The organism is Mesorhizobium sp. B2-4-12 (assembly GCF_006441575.1).
Taxonomy (GTDB): domain Bacteria; phylum Pseudomonadota; class Alphaproteobacteria; order Rhizobiales; family Rhizobiaceae; genus Mesorhizobium.
Genome location: NZ_VFVC01000015.1, coordinates 55,683 through 73,591, shown reverse-complemented (window position 1 = coordinate 73,591; position 17,909 = coordinate 55,683). Strand labels below are relative to the sequence as shown.

General features: G+C 62.2%; 17 protein-coding genes and 1 tRNA gene. 1 reads left to right on the top strand and 17 read right to left on the bottom strand.

Features of this window, described 5'->3' with window-relative positions:
- The first annotated feature begins 20 nt into the window (after positions 1 to 20).
- Positions 21 to 1,067: a selenide, water dikinase SelD gene (gene selD, locus FJ934_RS11765; RefSeq protein ID WP_140609796.1), complete on the top strand. Its 1,047-nt coding sequence runs from the start codon at positions 21 to 23 to the stop codon at positions 1,065 to 1,067.
- Between the two features lie 25 nt (positions 1,068 to 1,092).
- Here the strand turns inward: selD and FJ934_RS11760 are convergent, their stop codons facing one another.
- The 17 genes from FJ934_RS11760 to groL form a co-directional block, all read right to left on the bottom strand.
- Positions 1,093 to 1,533, bottom strand: coding sequence for a hypothetical protein (locus FJ934_RS11760; RefSeq protein ID WP_140609795.1), 441 nt, complete (start codon positions 1,531 to 1,533; stop codon positions 1,093 to 1,095).
- 257 nt (positions 1,534 to 1,790) lie between these two features.
- A tRNA-Sec gene (locus FJ934_RS27970) sits at positions 1,791 to 1,886 on the bottom strand.
- Positions 1,839 to 3,848 carry a selenocysteine-specific translation elongation factor gene (selB, locus tag FJ934_RS11755; RefSeq protein WP_140609794.1) on the bottom strand — a complete coding sequence of 670 codons (2,010 nt, stop codon included), beginning with the start codon at positions 3,846 to 3,848 and terminating at the stop codon, positions 1,839 to 1,841. The genes FJ934_RS27970 and selB overlap by 48 nt, the downstream gene beginning before the upstream one ends.
- Positions 3,845 to 5,263, bottom strand: a complete 1,419-nt coding sequence (selA, locus tag FJ934_RS11750; protein WP_140609793.1) for an L-seryl-tRNA(Sec) selenium transferase — start codon at positions 5,261 to 5,263, stop codon at positions 3,845 to 3,847. The genes selB and selA overlap by 4 nt, the downstream gene beginning before the upstream one ends.
- Before the next feature lie 94 nt (positions 5,264 to 5,357).
- Complete coding sequence (locus FJ934_RS11745; protein WP_140609792.1) at positions 5,358 to 6,668, bottom strand: NAD(P)/FAD-dependent oxidoreductase; 1,311 nt, start codon at positions 6,666 to 6,668, stop codon at positions 5,358 to 5,360.
- Positions 6,669 to 7,268 carry a DUF488 domain-containing protein gene (locus tag FJ934_RS11740; protein ID WP_140609791.1) on the bottom strand — a complete coding sequence of 200 codons (600 nt, stop codon included), beginning with the start codon at positions 7,266 to 7,268 and terminating at the stop codon, positions 6,669 to 6,671. It lies immediately after the preceding gene.
- A gap of 9 nt (positions 7,269 to 7,277) precedes the next feature.
- Positions 7,278 to 7,487 carry a DUF2945 domain-containing protein gene (locus FJ934_RS11735; RefSeq protein WP_140609824.1) on the bottom strand — a complete coding sequence of 70 codons (210 nt, stop codon included), beginning with the start codon at positions 7,485 to 7,487 and terminating at the stop codon, positions 7,278 to 7,280.
- A gap of 705 nt (positions 7,488 to 8,192) precedes the next feature.
- A complete protein-coding gene (locus FJ934_RS11730) occupies positions 8,193 to 9,005 on the bottom strand; it encodes a family 1 encapsulin nanocompartment shell protein (protein ID WP_140609790.1) in 813 nt (270 codons plus the stop codon).
- Entirely contained in the window at positions 8,998 to 10,065 is a 1,068-nt protein-coding gene (locus tag FJ934_RS11725) for a Dyp-type peroxidase (RefSeq protein WP_140609789.1), read from the bottom strand. The genes FJ934_RS11730 and FJ934_RS11725 overlap by 8 nt, the downstream gene beginning before the upstream one ends.
- A 104-nt stretch (positions 10,066 to 10,169) precedes the next feature.
- Complete coding sequence (locus tag FJ934_RS11720; protein ID WP_140609788.1) at positions 10,170 to 10,364, bottom strand: hypothetical protein; 195 nt, start codon at positions 10,362 to 10,364, stop codon at positions 10,170 to 10,172.
- A 260-nt stretch (positions 10,365 to 10,624) separates the two neighbouring features.
- Entirely contained in the window at positions 10,625 to 11,014 is a 390-nt protein-coding gene (gene sdhD, locus FJ934_RS11715; protein ID WP_140609787.1) for a succinate dehydrogenase, hydrophobic membrane anchor protein, read from the bottom strand.
- Positions 11,011 to 11,415: a succinate dehydrogenase, cytochrome b556 subunit gene (gene sdhC, locus FJ934_RS11710; RefSeq protein ID WP_140609786.1), complete on the bottom strand. Its 405-nt coding sequence runs from the start codon at positions 11,413 to 11,415 to the stop codon at positions 11,011 to 11,013. Before sdhC ends, sdhD begins: the two co-directional genes overlap by 4 nt.
- Before the next feature lie 2 nt (positions 11,416 to 11,417).
- Positions 11,418 to 12,281, bottom strand: a complete 864-nt coding sequence (locus FJ934_RS11705) for a succinate dehydrogenase iron-sulfur subunit (protein ID WP_140609785.1) — start codon at positions 12,279 to 12,281, stop codon at positions 11,418 to 11,420.
- Positions 12,282 to 12,381: 100 nt separating this feature from the next.
- On the bottom strand, positions 12,382 to 13,086 hold the full coding sequence (locus tag FJ934_RS11700; RefSeq protein WP_140609784.1) for a type 1 glutamine amidotransferase domain-containing protein: 705 nt from the start codon (positions 13,084 to 13,086) through the stop codon (positions 12,382 to 12,384).
- Between the two features lie 97 nt (positions 13,087 to 13,183).
- Complete coding sequence (locus tag FJ934_RS11695) at positions 13,184 to 13,438, bottom strand: DUF2171 domain-containing protein (protein WP_140609783.1); 255 nt, start codon at positions 13,436 to 13,438, stop codon at positions 13,184 to 13,186.
- Between the two features lie 92 nt (positions 13,439 to 13,530).
- On the bottom strand, positions 13,531 to 16,143 hold the full coding sequence (gene clpB, locus FJ934_RS11690) for an ATP-dependent chaperone ClpB (protein WP_140609782.1): 2,613 nt from the start codon (positions 16,141 to 16,143) through the stop codon (positions 13,531 to 13,533).
- A 104-nt stretch (positions 16,144 to 16,247) separates the two neighbouring features.
- The gene (gene groL / locus FJ934_RS11685; RefSeq protein WP_140609781.1) at positions 16,248 to 17,852 is read right to left on the bottom strand and encodes a chaperonin GroEL; all 1,605 of its coding nucleotides are present in this window, start codon (positions 17,850 to 17,852) and stop codon (positions 16,248 to 16,250) included.
- Between the last annotated feature and the right edge of the window lie 57 nt (positions 17,853 to 17,909).

Genomic DNA, 17,909 nt, shown 5'->3' with positions numbered 1-17,909 from the left:
GATCGGGGATGGATCCATTGATGCCGACTTCGAGCGTTCGCCTCACCGATCTCGCCCATGGCGGGGGGTGCGGCTGCAAACTGGCGCCGTCGGTGCTTCAGAAGCTGCTGGCCGGCCAGCCGTCTTCCGCGCCGTTCGCACAGCTCCTTGTCGGCACCGAGACCGGCGACGACGCCGCGGTCTGGCAAATCGACGAAGAGACCTGCGTGATCGCGACGACCGATTTCTTCATGCCCGTCGTCGACGATCCGCGCGATTTCGGACGCATTGCCGCGGCCAATGCGGTGTCCGATATCTACGCCATGGGCGGAAAGCCGATCATGGCTCTGGCCGTTCTCGGCATGCCGCTCGGGAAATTGCCGATCGAGACGGTCCGCGCCATCCTGGAAGGCGGCGCGTCGATCTGCGCCGAGGCAGGCATTCCCGTCGCGGGCGGCCACTCGATCGATTCCGTCGAGCCGATCTACGGGTTGGCTGTCATCGGCCTCGGAAGCCCGCGCACCATCCGCAGGAACTCCGGCTCGCGGCCGGGGGATGCGCTCATCCTGACCAAGGGCATCGGCGTTGGCGTCTACTCCGCGGCATTCAAGAAGCTGCAGCTGCCCGAAGCGGCCTATGCCGAAATGATCGCGTCGACGACACTGCTGAACAGGATCGGCGGCGATCTCGCCCAAGATGACGATGTGCACGCGATCACCGACGTAACGGGTTTCGGTCTACTGGGCCATGCCCTGGAGCTTGCGCGGGGAAGCAATGTGCACGTGACCATCGAGAGCGCTCGCATTCCGTATCTTGCCGAGGCCGAGGCGCTCGCCAAGGCAGGCTTCATCACCGGAGCGTCAAACAGAAACTGGGCGAGCTACGGGGAGCAAGTCCTGCTGCCGCCCGACACGCCGGAATGGCGGCGCGCGCTGCTCACCGATCCGCAGACATCCGGCGGCCTGCTGGTTGCCTGCGCGGCCGAACGGGCGGAACCGCTTCGGGCAAGAATCGTAGCCGCGGGTTATCCGCGCGCGAGCATCGTCGGTGCAGTATCGGCCGGCGACGGCACTGTCGTTGTGGCTTAACGACATCATTCGCGCAATGGCCTGCTTAGGCTGGTGCGGCGGTGCCCTTTGCAACGACCGCGGTGTGGATCTCTTCCGTCAGCTTGTTGTTGAGCTGGATCAGCCGCTGCAATTCGTCCTGGATCCTCAAGAGCGCCTGAGCGTCCCTGTAGGTCTGCAGCGCCTGTTTGTCGGAAGCCGCGGCCGCAACCTTCTGCCCCACCATGATCACCGAAAGCAGAACCAACTGCAGAAATGTCTGGGCGACCCAGGCAATCAGTGTGGCCACGCCGCCATAGATCGCCGACGGCAGGCTGATAAGGGCAATTCCCCCAAAGGCGTAAGCGCACCACATCGTGCCGACGATGTTGGTGATGACCACGGCTATCCGGCCGTTGAGGCCTAGGTTTTCATGCTTGGTAAGGTGTGGCCCGGTCTTGTCGCGTTCCTTGATTCGCGGGTCCGGAGTGTGTTCGACGTTCGTCATTTTGTCCTCATCGCAAAGTCGGTTTGTCCCTCAGGGTGGGCAGCGGTGTCGGACATGGCCTCGACCGCGAGCGGACAATGAGGGCTCTAATCTTGCTCCATGGCGATCTCGTTGTTGCGCGATATCTAATACAGCATGATATCTATTTGAAATACATGGACAACTTGTCCATTCAACCGGACAAGATTTCCAACCCTAACGGAAGGTAGCACGACGTCGCGATCTCACGGTGGTGTCGGGCAGAGGTTCCGGGATGATGGCGGAAGAGAGCGGGAGTCGAACCCACCAAAGACAGTCTCGCTGCCTCACTCGGATTTGAAGTCCGAACGCCCCACCGGGGACGATTCTCTTCCAGGATCACTCCGATCACGACGCGGCTGAGGCGTCAACGGACCGAACAAATCCAGACGATGCCTGTTGGTACGACGCTGGTCGCCCCGGCTAAGGGTGACCCCGTGGCGATCGAAAAATTCGAGTATCTGGATCGCGACCTTGCGGCCATTGTCCAGTCGATCGCGAAACTGGGCCGCCGTGAAGGCACCATTCCCCGAGGGACCTGCAAGGTCGGCGGCGATGGCGACCATCTGGCGAACCGTGCTGCGCAGGAAGAAGTGGTCGATCGCCACCTCGTCGACGAAACCGAGCCGACCGACCAATTTCAGGAGCCGCCGGATATCGCGCTCCCCCTGCCCCGTCAGCACTGCAATATCGCGCACGCGCGGCGGCCTGTACTGGGCCGCGCCGCCGAGCAACGACTCGACGGCATGCCAGAGCGCTTCGTCCTTTGGGGTGAGCCGGACCGTGTGCGTCGCCAGACGCACGAACGCGCCGTCCAGCGCGATGGCATGGTCGCGTGCCACCTTCTGCAGCGCGGCGGCAAACACGGCGGCAGGCAGCCGCGGCTGCAACAGCAGGCGGAGCTTTTCGCGGCCGATGCCTTGCAGGTCCGGATATTGCGCGTGGAAGGTGGCAAGCGCGTTGAGCAGCGCCGATGTGTAGGCATGCCACCGCGAGCGCGAAACGGCGATCCGGTCCGCCTCGACGGGCAGGACGATCGCATCCACCGCGGCCGGCAGGCTCTCCCGTTCGCCCGGTGCCAGCGCGCGATCGCTGGCGAAGCCACCCACATCTTGGAAATAGGGGCTTGTTTCGAGCAGCGCGGCGAAGGCCTGTCGCGGATCGCTCAAGGACAGCGCGGCACGCAATGCCGCGCGCTCGGGCGTTCGCCGCCGCCGTGCCGGCGGTCTCAGGTCGAGGAACTGTCCGCCGCCCATGGTCCTCTGGGCCGAAGTGTCCCGGATCACGAAGCGATCGAGCGCAGCCGCCGCGATCGGGCGATCCAGGACCAGTTGCACATCCGCGCCCATGCCAGGATCGAGCGCCGCCTCGCCCAGGAGGACGACATGGGCGCCGACCTCGGCCGAGGCATGATGCAGGCGCACCGGGAACCATTGCCGCAATCCCTTGCTCTCGCTCGGCAGCAGCTTCAACCTGGCGTCGATACGGTCCGTCGGCGCATGCAGTTCCGGATCGAGCACCATATCGCCACGGTGGACGGCCTCCTTGGAAATCTCCTCGCCCTGCAGGTTGAGCGCACAACGATCCCCGGCACGGCCTGACTCCGCCGGCTCGTTCTGCACGTGCAGCGACCGCACGCGCGCGGCCAATCCGAAAGGACTTATGCGCACCCGATCGCCGACCCGCACTGTTCCGGTCAGGATGGTTCCAGTCGCCACCACGCCGATCCCGGCAAGCGTGAAGACACGGTCGACGGCCAACCGGAAACGCTGGTCGGCGCTGGAACGCGGCAGCTCGCCGGCGGCGGCGGCCGCCAGCCGGCCGCGCAGATGCTCGACGCCTTGGCCGGTTACGGCGGATACCGGCAGCACATCGGCGCCTTCCAAGGCGGTCTCTGCGACCATTGCGCGAATCTCGGCGCTCACCTGCGCAAGCCGCTCGGGCGTCGCAAGGTCCGATTTGGTCAGGGCGATGATGCCCCGCCGGATTCCAAGCAGGTCGATGATTGCCAGATGCTCGCGAGTTTGCGGCATGATGCCGTCGTCGGCCGCCACGACCAGCAGCGCGAAGTCGATGCCCGTTGCTCCGGCGAGCATCGTGTGGACAAAGCGCTCATGCCCCGGAACGTCGATGAAGCCGAGCCGTCGGCCGCCCTCGACCGGAAGATAGGCGAAGCCGAGGTCGATGGTGATGCCGCGCGCCTTTTCTTCCTTCAGCCGATCGCCCTCGACCCCTGTCAGCGCTTTGACGAGAGCCGTTTTTCCGTGGTCGATATGTCCGGCGGTGCCGATAATCATGGATGCTGCCGAGCGTCGACCGGCCCCCTTGCCGCCAGTTCGGCCAGCGTCGAGACAAAGGCGTCTTCGTCGGTCAGGCAGCGCAGATCGAGAACCAGGCCGCCATCCGCGGTGCGGCCGATGACGGGCCTCGTCAACGCGCGCAGCGCCGCGGCCAGCCGGTTCAGCGCGCCGCTGCCCGATCGCGGCCGAACCGCGAGGCCGGCGCTCGCGATCGTATCGAGCGGCAGGGCGCCGGATCCGATCTGGCTGTCGCAAGCGCATAGCGAGACCTCAAACTCGTTGCCCACCGCTTGCGCCAGCATCGGCTGCAGGCGACGCGCCTGCGCCTCGATGTCCTCTCTGGGGCGGGCGAGCAGCCTGAGCGTCGGCAGGCGTTCGGCCAGCCGGTCAGGATCGAGATAGAGTTTCAAAGTGGCCTCGATCGCCGCAAGCCTGATCTTGTCGACGCGCAGCGCCCGCTTCATCGGATTGTGGTTCACCGCCGCTATCAGATCCGCGCGCCCGACGATGAAGCCTGCCTGGGGGCCGCCCAGCAGCTTGTCGCCGGAAAAGGTCACTATGCCCGCCCCCTGCTGGACGGCCTCGCGAACGGTCGGCTCGTCGCGCATCCCATAGCGCGACAGATCGGCCAGCGAGCCCGATCCGAGATCGTTGACAAGAGAGACCCCGGCGGCATCGGCTATGGCTGCAAGCTCGGCAGCGCCGACTTCGGCGGTGAAGCCCTGGATGCGGTAATTCGATGTATGAACCTTGAGGATGGCGCCCGTCCGCTCACCGAGCGCGGCGCGATAGTCCTTGGCATGGGTACGATTGGTGGTTCCCACCTCGACCATCAGCGCGCCGGCGCGGGCCATGATGTCGGGCATGCGGAACGCCCCGCCGATCTCGATCAATTCGCCGCGCGAGACGATCGCCTCGCGACCTTGCGAAAGCGTGTTGAGCGCGAGCAGGACCGCGGCGGCATTGTTGTTGACGACGGTTGCGTCTTCCGCGCCGGTCAGTTCGCACAAGAGTCCGCGCACATGCTCGTCGCGCTCGCCGCGTTGGCCAGTTTCGAGATCGAATTCGAGCGCCACGGCGTCGCGCATCGCCCCTGTTGCCGCCTCGATCGCCGCTTCGGCAAGCAAGGCGCGTCCGAGATTGGTGTGCAACACGGTGCCGGTCAGGTTGAACAGCGGACGCAGGTCCGAACGGTATTTCTGCTCCAGCCTGATCAGCGAATTGGTCAGAAGATCTTCCGCCGACGCAACAGGCGCGCCAGCCATGATCTCCTTTCGCGCCGTGTCGATCGCGCCGCGGATCGCATCCGTCACGGCTGTTCGCCCAAACCGGTGAAACAGAGCCGGCGGCACCCGCTCGAGAAGCGTCGCGACAGAGGGCAGCTTGCGCATGCCCGCCATGGTTTCGGTCATGGGCGCCTCACCGATCGCGGATCTCCTTCGATATCGGCTGCATCGTTTCTTATGTCAGCCGTTGTTCCACGATAGCACGTTGATCCCGCCGATTTCATTCTGCTTTGGAGGCCGCACGCTGCTGCGATGGATTGAGCGCGCCCTTCCTGGCCCTGCCCTGCGTGATCAGACGGGCGCTGCGATGGCCGCTGAAGTGAATCCAGACCCAGTTCAGCGCGACCGCAAGCCGGTTCCGCAGTCCAATAAGGAAGAAGATGTGGGCGACGCCCCAGAGCCACCAAGCCAGCCGGCCCTTGAGCTTGACCCAGCCGAAGTCGACGATGGCGGCCCGCTTGCCGATCGTCGCGAGATTGCCGGCGTTCTTGTACGCGAAGGGCGGCGGCGTGTAAGCGCCCCGCAGGCGCGCCTTGATCACGTCGGCGACATAGCGTCCCTCCTGCTTGGCGGCGGGCGCCACGCCCGGGACCGGCTTTCCGTCCTCGGTTTCAACATGAGCCGTATCGCCGACGGCAAAGATATCCGGATGCCCCGGCACGGTCAGATCTGGCTGCACGAGGATCCGGCCGGCGCGATCGGCCGGCGCATTGAGCCAATCGGCGGCAGGCGAGGCGGCAACGCCCGCCGCCCAGAGAATGGTTTTTGCGGGGAGAAACTGCCCGCCGAGTTCGACGCCGTCCTCCCCACATTGCGAGACGGCGTGTCCCAGCTTGATCTCGACGCCAAGGCGGGTGAGCGCGCGCTCGGCGTAGGCGGACAGATCCTCGGTGAAGCCAGAAAGGATGCGGGGGCCTGCTTCGACCAGGACGACGTGTACACTTCGCGTATCGAAATTGCGAAAGTCGTTGCGCAGCGTGTCCCGGGCAAGCTCCGCGATCGTGCCGGCCAGTTCCACGCCCGTCGGACCCGCGCCGATGACCACGAATGTCAGATACGCGGCCCGTTCGGTTTCATTCTTTTCCCACTCCGCCTGCTCGAAAGCAGCCAGTATCCGCCGCCTGATGGTGGTGGCATCCTCGAGCGTCTTCAGGCCCGGCGCGTATGGTTCCCATTCGTCGCGACCGAAATAGGCGTGGCGGGCCCCGGTCGCCAAAATCAGGGTATCGAAGGAGATCGGTTCCTCGTCCTCCAAAAGGACCTTCCTGTCCTGCGTATCGATGCCGACGACCGTACCGAGCAATGTCGTGACGTTCTTGTGGCTGCTGAGAAGGGATCGGATCGGCCAGGCGATCTCGGAGGTCGCGAGCGAAGCGGTCGCAACCTGGTAGAGCAAGGGCTGGAAGAGGTGATGGTTGCGTCGATCGATCATCGTCACGCGCACGGGAGCGCTTGCAAGTCCGCGAGCAGCCTCCAAGCCGCCGAAGCCGGCTCCGACGATGACGATGTGATGAAGCTGATCCGTCACCATTCAAGGATCCAATTCGTTTCGCGCGGGATAGATGACCTTTCCACCGGGTTGAACCACAGCACCCTCGGTGAGGCGAGCAGGCACTAGGCGGCCCTGCCCCAAAATGTGGAAAACGGTTTCCCCGACGGCGACGAGATAGTCGGCGACGATGCGGCGATGGCACCGACACCACAACGCCTCAGAGCACATGATCGCGCAGCGCCGTTCGCGCTGGTGGAGCAATAGCTCGATGCCTGCGTGAAACTGTGGCGAAAGCGCATAGTCGGCATAATTGTGGAAGCTCTGGTTCGTCCAGAAACCGTTGATGTCAGGCGGCAGGCCCGGCGTCCTGCCGCGAAGTCCGCCGAGGGCTGAAACGTATTCGTATGATATGCGGAAAACTGACAAAGCGCCGCGCAACCTGTCTTGATTGAACTGCGGGTTGGCCCTGGACATGGGCACCTCGCCGCGCAACCTGTCTTGGTTGAACTGCGGGTTGGCCCTGGACATGGGCACCTTCCTTATATCAGTAACAAGGTCGATACCGACTCCGTTCAACAGAGCGACGAACTCTTCGAGGCTTCTGTTGGAATGGCCGATCGTGACGAAAGGAAGCGCCATGCGCTGCCTTCACGCATAGTCGAGGGCGATGCCCTTATGGGCCGCGACGTGATCGGTTTTGTTGCTCTTGATCTCGTATTGGGGATCGTCTTCTGAGGCGTAATGCACGTGCCCTTTGTAGTCGAAGTTCGTCGCGTGGATGGCAACAATCCTCCCCGAGACCCGCCCAGCCTCGGAATTCCAGCTAACATGATCGCCAATCCTAAATCTTCTTGGCATCTCGCGGAGCCCCATTTTCGTCCCGGAGCACTCTTCAGGTTGCTTCGCGCTCTGATGCGATCCCAGCCGCAGACAGTCCAGATTGCCAGCCAGGGCCGACCATGGGATCGCAACGACAACATCATTAGACACGTTCAACAACTCTGTTGTTCCGCCTAGTCTTGACTGTCGACTATAACCTTATCGATTAATCTTTCATTGTGGCGGATAAACTCATCTCGGGTCATCTTAGAGGCATGCCATGCGGCCTGTAGGCCAGCATCACGATCAAGCCATTCGTTCCGTGTTTGATGATCGAGCTTGCGGCGCCGCGCATCCTGTGACCCGTGCGAGTCTCTATCATGATCTCTGGACATCGCATTCCTCCTCTGTCGGCGCTCTGATCCGCAGCAAAATCCTTGTCCCGCTTCAAATCTCAAGCAACAGACGTGCCAATTCGAAATGCAGCGATATTAATAAGTTACGAGGCAGAACCTTGGTGACGCCGGACAATTTGTCGGTGTTCGCCCGACATGTTGTCCAAGGCAGAAATGCGGCGACGCCGGATGCTGGAGCATGATCCCGAAAAGTGGGAACCGGCTTTCGGAAAAGATCAGCTTCAACAAAAGAGCTGGATCAGGATGGCGATTCGCCAAACGTCACCCTTCCAAAGCGTCGCGCGCCGAAATTCGTTCTGTTCCGCCAAGGACTCGCGCCGTTCGTCGGCTATTTCCTCGTTTTTTCGGGGTCGAGGACCACAGAGGCCTCTGTCGTCAGAAGTCTGAACGTAAAGGACTGGAAGAAATAAAGTTCTACGCTCGTGGCGGAATGGTTCGAATAGCCGATCGAGATATCCTGCCCGATATCGAGTTCGAAGTCGCCGCCCCGGGTTGTGAGCAGGAACGCGCCGGCAACGGCAGGCGCCCAGATTACGCCTCCGTCGACCACTCGCTCGATATGGTGGAAGACCGGATAGCCGTCATCGCTCCCCCCGCTCGCCGCAGTGTAGGCATCCGCACCGAGCACGAGAGCATAGGGCCCATTGCAGCCGGCGAGCTTCAACTCGCTCACCGCCTGGGCGGCGGCGCTCGAATAGGCCTTCACGTTGGACGGAAGCATCAGATGAGGATTGCTGCTGCCTTCGCGGATGCCCTGAATGCTGGCCGCGGCATATCCGTCGAACACGGCGCGATCCTCTGCAAAGGCAATCTTGTGTGCGGCTTCCTTCACGGGGGACCAATCCGAATCCGTCGCGCCACGTTCCACGTCATCGATCGCCTGGCGCGAAAGCTCGAATGGGACGCAAAGCTCGACCAGCGGTTTCGCTTCCCGCAATACGGTCTGAATCCCCTCACCTGGTCCAGGGATTTGTCTGGTATGACCGGTGCCGACAGCTGAGAAGTCGATCCCTTTCGGCCCGACGACGTCGACAACACGGCGCGCCGCCAGATGGCGCTTCAGCATACGAGACGCCTCCTCCTCGATCTGTTCCCAGGCAGCGCTGGAGATGGGAGCCAGTTCCCGATGGAGATTATTCATGTCCTGCCTCTTTCCTCAAAGATCCGATACCGAGTGAACCGTCGCCGGCGGAAGCGTCGGGCCGGGGCGCCGCGGGCGTTGGCGTAACGTCCGGGCTGGCGTCGATATCCGGCCGTGCCTCGGGGTCGACATCGTCGAGGAAGGTCGCCGTCGGCACGAAGAACAGCGACCCCGTCACCGCGCGGCTGAAATCCAGCAGATGGTCGTAAGTGCCCGGCGGGTTGCCGATAAACATGTTCTCCAGCATCTTCTCGATGCGATGAGGGGACCGCGCGTAGCCGATGAAATAGGTGCCGAACTCGCCCTTGCCCACTTCGCCGAATGGCATGTTGTCGCGCACGATCTGAAGTTGCTCTCCGTTTTCTTCAATCGACGTCAGGACATTGTGTGCATACGGCTTCTTCACCGAATCGAGCTGTTCGATGTCGGACAGCTTGTGGCGGCCGATGATGTTTTCCTGTTCCTCGACCGGCACCTTGTTCCACCGCTCCACGTCGTGCAGGTATTTTTGCACGATCACGTAGCCGCCGCCGCCAAAGGCGGCGTCCTCATCGCCGACAAGGGTGGCCGCGTCCGCGGCCTGGCCGACCGGGTTCTCGGTTCCGTCGACAAAGCCGATCAGATCGCGGTCATCGAAGAACTTGAAGCCGTGCACCTCGTCTATGGTCGAGACCGCGCCGGCGAGCCGCGACATGACATGTGTCGCGAGTTCGAAGCAGAGGTCCATGCTCGCAGCGCGGATGTGAAAGAGGATGTCGCCAGGCGTCGAAACGGCGGTATGCACGCCGCGAATTTCGCGAAAGGGATGCAGGTCTTTCGGCCTCGGCGCCCCGAACAGCCGGTCCCAGGCATCGGAGCCGAACCCCATGACGCACGACAGCTGTCCGTTGAGATTGCGGAAACCCACGCCGCGGAGCAGGCTGGAGAGATCGGCGCACAAGCCGCGAACCGTTTCCTCGGACGCCGATCCGGGATTGATCGTCACGACCAGGAATATCGCTGCCCGCGTAAGCCTGGCGGCGACCGATTGAGAGACGGGAGGTGGCAAGCTCGAGACCATGTTCGATCCATCTGGCAGGCATTTCGGGGCACGATCGTTGCATCAAACCCAAGCCTTGAACTCAGTGCAACTTGATCGATTTTCAGCTCCGCGATCAACAGCCCCTAGTCCATGTCCCGGAACACGTGTCCGTCGGCGGCAAGGCCTTCGACGACGCTCGGCGGCAACAAATCCTGTGCGGCGGTGCCGTCGAAGACCCATTCCTTCGGATCGGCGAAATCGGGAAGACCGGCGCCCTTGCGCACGTAGAGACCTATGCCGGGCTTCTTGACGTTGATGTAGAGATCATATTCTGGCATCGACACAACCTTTTCGGGTGGACAGGAGTGGGACCGGAACGGTCCCGGCCACTTCCAGCACGGCGTCGCAAACGCCTGCGGCCGCGGCCAACAGTCGATCGTCAAGCAACCGCCATGCCAGTTCGAACGATCAATGACATCAATCATTTGAGCTTCGCATTCCGGCCGACCGGGGACAATATGTCCAATCGCTTGGACAGTCTGGCCGTTTGGCTTCGCGTGGCTGAATGATGGTAGCGAAAGCTTCTCGCCGTGCATCTTCATTGGCCTAGAACGATGCTCCCAACTGCGAGACACCCGGCCGCCGCCAACACCACGCAGCCCAACCGCATCATGGCTATTATCGCCCACTTGCCCGGCGAATGAACGTAGTCCTCGATGATGACCTGCAGGCCGAGGCATGTGTGGTAGAAGCTCGCAACGAGGAGCAATACCATCATTGCCGCCGAAATCGGGCTTCGCAGCCAACCAACGAAGGCGACATAATCGCTCGCGCTGTGAGCAACAATCGAAGCGAGAAACCACAATGTCAGAGGGATGAGCGCAACCGCAGACAGACGCTCCCTCCACCAGTGCCTTGCGCCCTCCTTCATGTGAACCTCATTGCGTGAGTGGAGCGGATGGCAACGATGCTGCCAAGCACTCTTCATTGTTGGATCAAGAGCCGTGCGCTCCCCCACACGACCACGGTCAGGACAACGCTTGCCACCACCACGCTCCAACCCGATACATAGATCGTGGCGAGTTCGAAGCCGAAGCCTGCATCCCAGACAAGATGACGAATGCCGCCGCACAGGTGAAACAGAAGGGCAAAGACGAACAGCGCAAGCCCCGCCTGCCCGAACGGAGATGCCAGCATCCATTGCGCATACCTGTAGCTCTCCTCGCCATTCGCGGCGGCAAGTAGCCAAAACACCAGACCGACCGCGCCCACACTCGCAACAACGCCGCTGATCCGATTGGCGATCGAGAGGACGGAGGTGAGCTGAGGCCGGTAGACCTGTATATTGGGCGACTTCGGCCGCCGCTTCCGGCTTACCCCGTTCTGCATGGCTAACCCTTGCTGCCTTGGGCTTTTTCGACCTGGCGTTCGACAATCATTTTCTTGATTTCGGCAATCGCCCTGCCAGGATTCAGCCCCTTGGGGCAGGTACGCGTGCAATTGAGGATCGTGTGGCAACGGTAGAGACGAAACGGGTCATCGAGCCGATCCAGCCGTTCTGTCGCGGCCTCGTCACGACTGTCGGCAAGCCACCGCCAGGCCTGCAAAAGGGCCGCCGGCCCCAGAAAGCGATCACCGTTCCACCAATAGCTTGGGCAGCCCGAGGAGCAGCAAAAACACAGGATACACTCGTATAGTCCATCGAGTTTCTGACGCTCCTCGATCGACTGGATCCGCTCCACCTCGGGTTCCGGCGATTTCGACGTCAGCCACGGTTGGACCGCCTCGTATTGCTCATAGAGATGCGTCAGGTCAGGCACCAGATCCTTTATGATCTGCAGGCCCGGCAGCGGATAGATCGGACAGGGCTCGTCCGTCTCGGAGATAAAACGCGTGCAGGCGAGCCAGTTGGTTCCATCGATGTTCATGGCGCAGGAACCACAGACGCCTTCACGGCACGAGCGGCGGAATGCAAGCGTCGGATCGACCTTGTTCTTGATCCAGATCAGCGCATCAAGAACCATCGGCCCGCAATTGTCGAGATCGACCTCAAATCGGTCGATCGACGGATTGAGGCCGGAATCGGGATTGTAGCGATAGACGTCGAAAGCCTTTGTGCGGCGTGTCCCATGCGGAGCCGGCCAGCTGCGGCCACGCTCGATGCGCGAGGCGGCAGCCAGGCCAAAGTTCCTCGACACCGGAAAGCGCTTCAGCAGGGTGAAACGAGGGAGTTGGTCCGAAGATCGAATGATCATTGCGTGCCTCTCACTCCGCGTCGGCCGATCCAGCCGAGAGGGGCCTGCCCGCAATCTGGACAAGGCTCTGGTCCGGAACGGACGAAGATCGCAGCGCCCGTCAGCCGGCGCCACCCGGCGGCTTTTGCCTAAGTTTGCCGAGCAGCCTCTCAGCCGCCAGTTCCGACGACGCCGGGTTCTGGCCTGTGATCAGCAGCCCATCGCTTACAGCGAACGGTGCCCAATCGGGGCCGCGCTCGAAATGAGCGCCATTGGCCTTCAGCATGTCCTCGACCAGAAACGGCACAACTTTCGTCAACCCGACTGCAGCCTCCTCGCTATCGGTGAAGCCCGTCGCGTGTTTGCCGCGCACGACCGGTTCGCCGGTCCGCGGATCCCGCGCGTAGCGCAACACGCCTGGCGCATGGCAGACGGCCGCGACCGGCTTGCCGGCCCCCAGCGCGCGCTCGATCAACTGGATCGAATGCTTGTCCTCGGCGAGGTCCCACAATGGGCCATGGCCGCCCGGATAGAATACCGCGTCATGGTCATCGATCGATACATCGGCGAGCTTCCGCGTCGCGGCGAGTTCGGCCTTCGCGGTTTCGTCGGCGTTGAAGCGGCGCGTCGCGTCGGTCTGCGCGGATGGATCGCTGCTTTTCGGATCAAGCGGCGGCGGTCCGCCCTTCGGCGACGCCAGCGTCAGCTCCGCTCCCGCATCCTTGAACGCGTAGTAGGGCGCGGCCAGTTCCTCGAGCCAGAAACCTGTCTTCTTGCCAGTGTCGCCGAGCTTGTCGTGCGACGTCAGAACCATAAGGATCTTCATGATCGGGCATCTCCTTCGAAGGCATCGCGCGGCAGCATCCGCGACGATCCAGGCGGGCCGATGCGGCGGCGCGTATCGTGGGCGCAGCGGCAGCTCGTCACAGCGGGACTGGTCGCCCCGACGGCTCTTCCTCCAGGGTCACGGCAATGTCGGCATTCGCGGAGAGGCGAACCTTGTTCCCCTCGACGCCTGCCACGAAGCCGATCTCGATGTAATGGTGATGGCCCTTATGCGCGCCGAAACTGTCGCTCTTCTTCAGCTTGATGCGGTCGCCTTCCATTCGATCGACCGTGCCGACATGCACGCCGTCGGCCCCGATTACTTCCATGCCTTCCCTGATCTTGTCCGTCATCACAATTTCTCCTCTTCAGCCTCTTAATCGGTGGTACCGCGTCATTTTCACGGCAGCGGTGGTGAAACGTCTCGGCGCGTTTCTTGCCGGCTTCAAAGCGGATCCAGTTCATCCTCATCGACGATCACCGGCTTCTTGCCATTGAAGGTCAGCCCGTCCTTGCCGGCGGAGATCTTCACCGTCGACCCGTCGCGCACGTCGCCGGCCAGTATCATCTCGGCCAACGGATCCTGGACATAGCGCTGGATCACCCGCTTCAGCGGACGCGCTCCATAGGCCGGATCCCAGCCCTTGTCGGCGAGCCAGCTTCGCCCTTTCGCATCGAGTGAAACCTCGATCTTGCGGTCGTCCAGGATTTTCCGCAGACGCGCGAACTGAATTTCGACGATCCGCCCCATCTCGCTCTTTTGCAGCCGGTGGAACAGGATGATGGCGTCGATGCGGTTGAGGAATTCCGGGCGAAAATGCGCTCGCACCATGGCCATCACCTGCTCGCGCACTGCGCTCGTTTTTTCACCTTCCGGCTGGTTCACGAGATACTCGGCGCCGATATTGGACGTCATGATGATCAGCGTATTGCGGAAATCGACCGTACGGCCCTGACCGTCGGTCAGGCGTCCGTCGTCGAGCACCTGAAGCAGGACGTTGAACACATCCGGGTTCGCCTTCTCGATCTCGTCGAAAAGCACGACCTGATAGGGCCGGCGGCGCACGGCTTCCGTCAGCACGCCGCCCTCGTCATAGCCGACATAGCCCGGAGGCGCACCGATCAGCCGCGCGACCGAATGTTTCTCCATGAACTCCGACATGTCGATGCGGACCATCGCCGTCTCGTCGTCGAACATGAATTCCGCCAGCGCCTTGGCCAACTCGGTCTTGCCGACGCCGGTCGGCCCGAGGAACATGAAGGAGCCTATCGGTCGGTTCGGATCCTGCAGGCCGGCACGAGCACGGCGCACGGCCGTCGATACCGCTCTTACGGCCTGCGCCTGTCCGATGACGCGATTGCCGATCATCTCCTCCATGTGGAGAAGCTTCTCCTTCTCGCCCTCCAGCATCTTGTCGACCGGCACGCCGGTCCAGCGCGATACCACCTGGGCTATACTGTCGGCGGTAACCGTCTCGCTGATCGAGGTATTCTCACTGGCTTCGACGGCGGCGAGCTTACGCTCGAGCTCCGGGATCACACTGTAGGCAAGTTCGCCTGCCCGCTGGTATTCGCCCTTGCGCTGCGCATTGGCAAGCTCAGTGCGGAACTGCTCGAGGTCGCCTCTCATCTTCTGTGCATCGGACAGCTTGCCCTTCTCGGCCTGCCACTTCGATGTCAGGTCGGCCGACTTCTTTTCGAGCTCGACCAATTCCTTGTCCAATGCCTGGAGACGGCTTTTGGAGCCGAAATCCTTTTCTTTCTTCAGCGCCTCCTGCTCGATCTTGAGGCGGACAATCTCACGGTCGAGGGAGTCCAGTTCCTCCGTCTTGGAATCGACCTGCATCTTGAGCCGTGCGGCCGCTTCGTCAACGAGATCGATGGCTTTGTCCGGGAGGAAGCGATCCGTGATGTAGCGGTTCGAAAGCGTGGCGGCCGCCACCAGCGCTGAATCCGAGATCCGCACCCCGTGATGGAGCTCGTACTTCTCCTTGAGCCCGCGCAGGATCGAGATCGTGTCTTCCACCGTCGGCTGCGCGACGAACACCGGCTGGAAGCGCCGCGCCAGCGCCGCGTCCTTCTCGACATGTTTGCGGTATTCATCGAGCGTGGTTGCACCGATGCAATGCAGCTCGCCGCGCGCCAGTGCCGGCTTCAGCAGGTTCGATGCATCCATCGCGCCGTCCGTCTTTCCAGCGCCGATCAGCGTGTGCATCTCGTCGATGAACAGGATGATGCCGCCGGCGGCGGCGGTGACTTCGTTGAGCACCGCCTTCAGCCGCTCCTCGAACTCGCCGCGATATTTTGCGCCGGCGATCAATGCGCCGAGGTCGAGCGCAAGCAGATGTTTATGCTTCAGGCTCTCCGGCACGTCGCCATTGATGATCCTCAGCGCCAATCCCTCGACGATGGCGGTCTTGCCGACGCCCGGTTCGCCGATCAGCACGGGATTGTTCTTGGTACGCCGAGACAGCACCTGGATCGTGCGGCGGATCTCCTCGTCGCGGCCGATGACCGGATCGAGCTTGCCCGCGCGGGCAGCGGCTGTGAGATCCCGTGCGTATTTTTTCAGCGCGTCATAGGCATTCTCCGCCGAAGCGCTGTCGGCGGTGCGCCCCTTGCGCAGCGCATTTATTGCCGCGTCGAGGTGTTGCGGCGTGATGCCGCCCTGGGCGAGCAGTTTTCCTGCCTCGCCGTGCTTGTCGGCCGCGAGCGCCTGCAGAAGCCGCTCCACTGTCACGAAGCTGTCGCCGGACTTCTCCGCGGCTTGCTCCGCGGCGGTAAAGAGACGCGCGGTCTCGGGCGCGAGATACACCTGTCCCGCACCGGCGCCCGTAACCTTCGGCAATTTCGCCAGCGCTTCCTCGGTCGCGTTCAGGATCGCGCGCGAATTGCCGCCCGAGCGATCGATCAACCCGGCGGCAAGGCCCTCGCTGTCATCGAGCAGGACCTTGAGGATATGAACGGGCGTGAATTGCTGATTTCCCTCTCGCTGCGCCAGTGATTGCGCAGACTGGATGAAGCCCCTCGCTCGATCGGTGTATTTCTCTGCATTCATTGCGCTACCTTTCAAGGCAACAGGATCTGTCCAGGGCGCGCTGCCGTCGAGCACACCGCATCATTGCTCGATGGCAGACGGCAACGTCGATGGCGCTCGCGGATCTAAGAGGATGCGGCCACGTCCTCGGCCGGCTTGTCGGCCACCATGGCTTCGGTTGTGATCATCAGCCCGGCGACCGACGCTGCATTCTGCAAGGCGCTGCGAACCACTTTCAGCGGATCGATAATGCCCTCCTGGTACAAATTTCCGAAGGTGTCGGTCTGGGCATTCCAGCCATAACCAAAGTCGCCTGTCGCTCGCACTTTGCCGACGATGACCGACCCTTCGTCTCCGGCATTTTCCGCAATCTGGCGAATAGGCGCCTCAAGGGCTCGCCTTACGATTTGAATGCCATGGCGTTGATCGTCATTGTCGGTATGAATGCCATCGACCGCCTTGGCCGATTTCAGCAGCGCGACGCCGCCACCGGGCAGAATGCCTTCCTCGACCGCCGCGCGGGTCGCATGCAACGCGTCGTCGACGCGATCCTTCTTTTCCTTCACCTCCACCTCCGTCGTCCCACCGACGCGGATAACCGCAACGCCACCGGCAAGCCTAGCCAGGCGCTCCTCGAGCTTCTCGCGGTCGTAGTCGGACGTGGTGTCCTCGATCTGCCGTTTGATCTGGGCGACGCGGCTCTGTATGGCTGCCTTGTCGCCGGCGCCGCCGACAATGGTGGTGTTTTCCTTGTCGATGAGGATGTTCTTGGCCCTGCCAAGCATATCCAGTTCGACATTCTCGAGTTTCATGCCGAGATCATCCGAAACGACCCGGCCAGCGGTAAGAGTTGCGATGTCTTCAAGCATCGCCTTGCGGCGGTCGCCGAAGCCCGGTGCCTTGACGGCCGCGATCTTCAGGCCGCCGCGCAGCTTGTTGACGACCAGGGCTGCGAGCGCCTCCCCCTCGACGTCCTCGGCGATGATCAGCAATGGTTTGCCCGACTGCACTACCGCCTCCAGTAAAGGGACCATGGCCTGAAGATTGGAAATCTTCTTCTCGGACAGCAGAATATAGGCGTCCTCGAGTTCGACGACCATCTTGTCGGGGTTGGTGACGAAATAGGGCGAGAGATAGCCGCGGTCGAATTGCATGCCTTCGACTACTTCCAGCTCGGTGTCGGCGGTCTTGGCTTCCTCGACGGTGATGACGCCATCATTGCCGACTTTTTCCATGGCTTCGGCGAGGTAGCGGCCGATCTCGGCATCGCCATTGGCCGAAATGGTTCCGATTTGGGCTATTTCGTCATTCTTGACCACCTTCCTCGCATTTTTCTTCAGCTCATCGACGACAGCGTCGACCGCCTTGTCGATGCCGCGCTTGATATCCATGGGATTTGCACCCGTGGTGACCGCTTTTGCCCCTTCCCGCACGATCGCCTGCGCCAGCAGGGTCGCCGTCGTTGTGCCGTCGCCCGCTGTGCTTGCGGTTTTCGCAGCAACCTGGCTGACCATCTGCGCTCCCATGTTCTCGAACTTGTCTTCGAGCTCAACGGCCTTCGCGACGGTCGCGCCGTCCTTGGTAACACGCGGGGCGCCATAAGGGCGCTCTATAATGACGTTGCGGCCCTTCGGGCCGAGAGTTACCTTCACCGCATCGGCGAGAACATCGACTCCACGCAACATCTTGTCGCGGGCGTCGGTATCGAAAATCACATCTTTTACTGCCACGATGCTCTCCCTGACCAATTGTTCGATGGTTGGAAATTCAGTCCCACCAGTTGCACT

Excerpts from the sequence above, each read along its gene's own strand:
- selD (WP_140609796.1), top strand. The coding sequence starts at position 21 with ATGCCGACTTCGAGCGTTCGCCTCACCGATCTCGCCCATGGCGGGGGG.
- FJ934_RS11760 (WP_140609795.1), bottom strand. The coding sequence starts at position 1,533 with ATGACGAACGTCGAACACACTCCGGACCCGCGAATCAAGGAACGCGAC.
- selB (WP_140609794.1), bottom strand. The coding sequence starts at position 3,848 with ATGATTATCGGCACCGCCGGACATATCGACCACGGAAAAACGGCTCTC.
- selA (WP_140609793.1), bottom strand. The coding sequence starts at position 5,263 with ATGACCGAAACCATGGCGGGCATGCGCAAGCTGCCCTCTGTCGCGACG.
- FJ934_RS11745 (WP_140609792.1), bottom strand. The coding sequence starts at position 6,668 with ATGGTGACGGATCAGCTTCATCACATCGTCATCGTCGGAGCCGGCTTC.
- FJ934_RS11740 (WP_140609791.1), bottom strand. The coding sequence starts at position 7,268 with ATGGCGCTTCCTTTCGTCACGATCGGCCATTCCAACAGAAGCCTCGAA.
- FJ934_RS11735 (WP_140609824.1), bottom strand. The coding sequence starts at position 7,487 with ATGCCAAGAAGATTTAGGATTGGCGATCATGTTAGCTGGAATTCCGAG.
- FJ934_RS11730 (WP_140609790.1), bottom strand. The coding sequence starts at position 9,005 with ATGAATAATCTCCATCGGGAACTGGCTCCCATCTCCAGCGCTGCCTGG.
- FJ934_RS11725 (WP_140609789.1), bottom strand. The coding sequence starts at position 10,065 with ATGGTCTCGAGCTTGCCACCTCCCGTCTCTCAATCGGTCGCCGCCAGG.
- FJ934_RS11720 (WP_140609788.1), bottom strand. The coding sequence starts at position 10,364 with ATGCCAGAATATGATCTCTACATCAACGTCAAGAAGCCCGGCATAGGT.
- sdhD (WP_140609787.1), bottom strand. The coding sequence starts at position 11,014 with ATGAAGAGTGCTTGGCAGCATCGTTGCCATCCGCTCCACTCACGCAAT.
- sdhC (WP_140609786.1), bottom strand. The coding sequence starts at position 11,415 with ATGCAGAACGGGGTAAGCCGGAAGCGGCGGCCGAAGTCGCCCAATATA.
- FJ934_RS11705 (WP_140609785.1), bottom strand. The coding sequence starts at position 12,281 with ATGATCATTCGATCTTCGGACCAACTCCCTCGTTTCACCCTGCTGAAG.
- FJ934_RS11700 (WP_140609784.1), bottom strand. The coding sequence starts at position 13,086 with ATGAAGATCCTTATGGTTCTGACGTCGCACGACAAGCTCGGCGACACT.
- FJ934_RS11695 (WP_140609783.1), bottom strand. The coding sequence starts at position 13,438 with ATGACGGACAAGATCAGGGAAGGCATGGAAGTAATCGGGGCCGACGGC.
- clpB (WP_140609782.1), bottom strand. The coding sequence starts at position 16,143 with ATGAATGCAGAGAAATACACCGATCGAGCGAGGGGCTTCATCCAGTCT.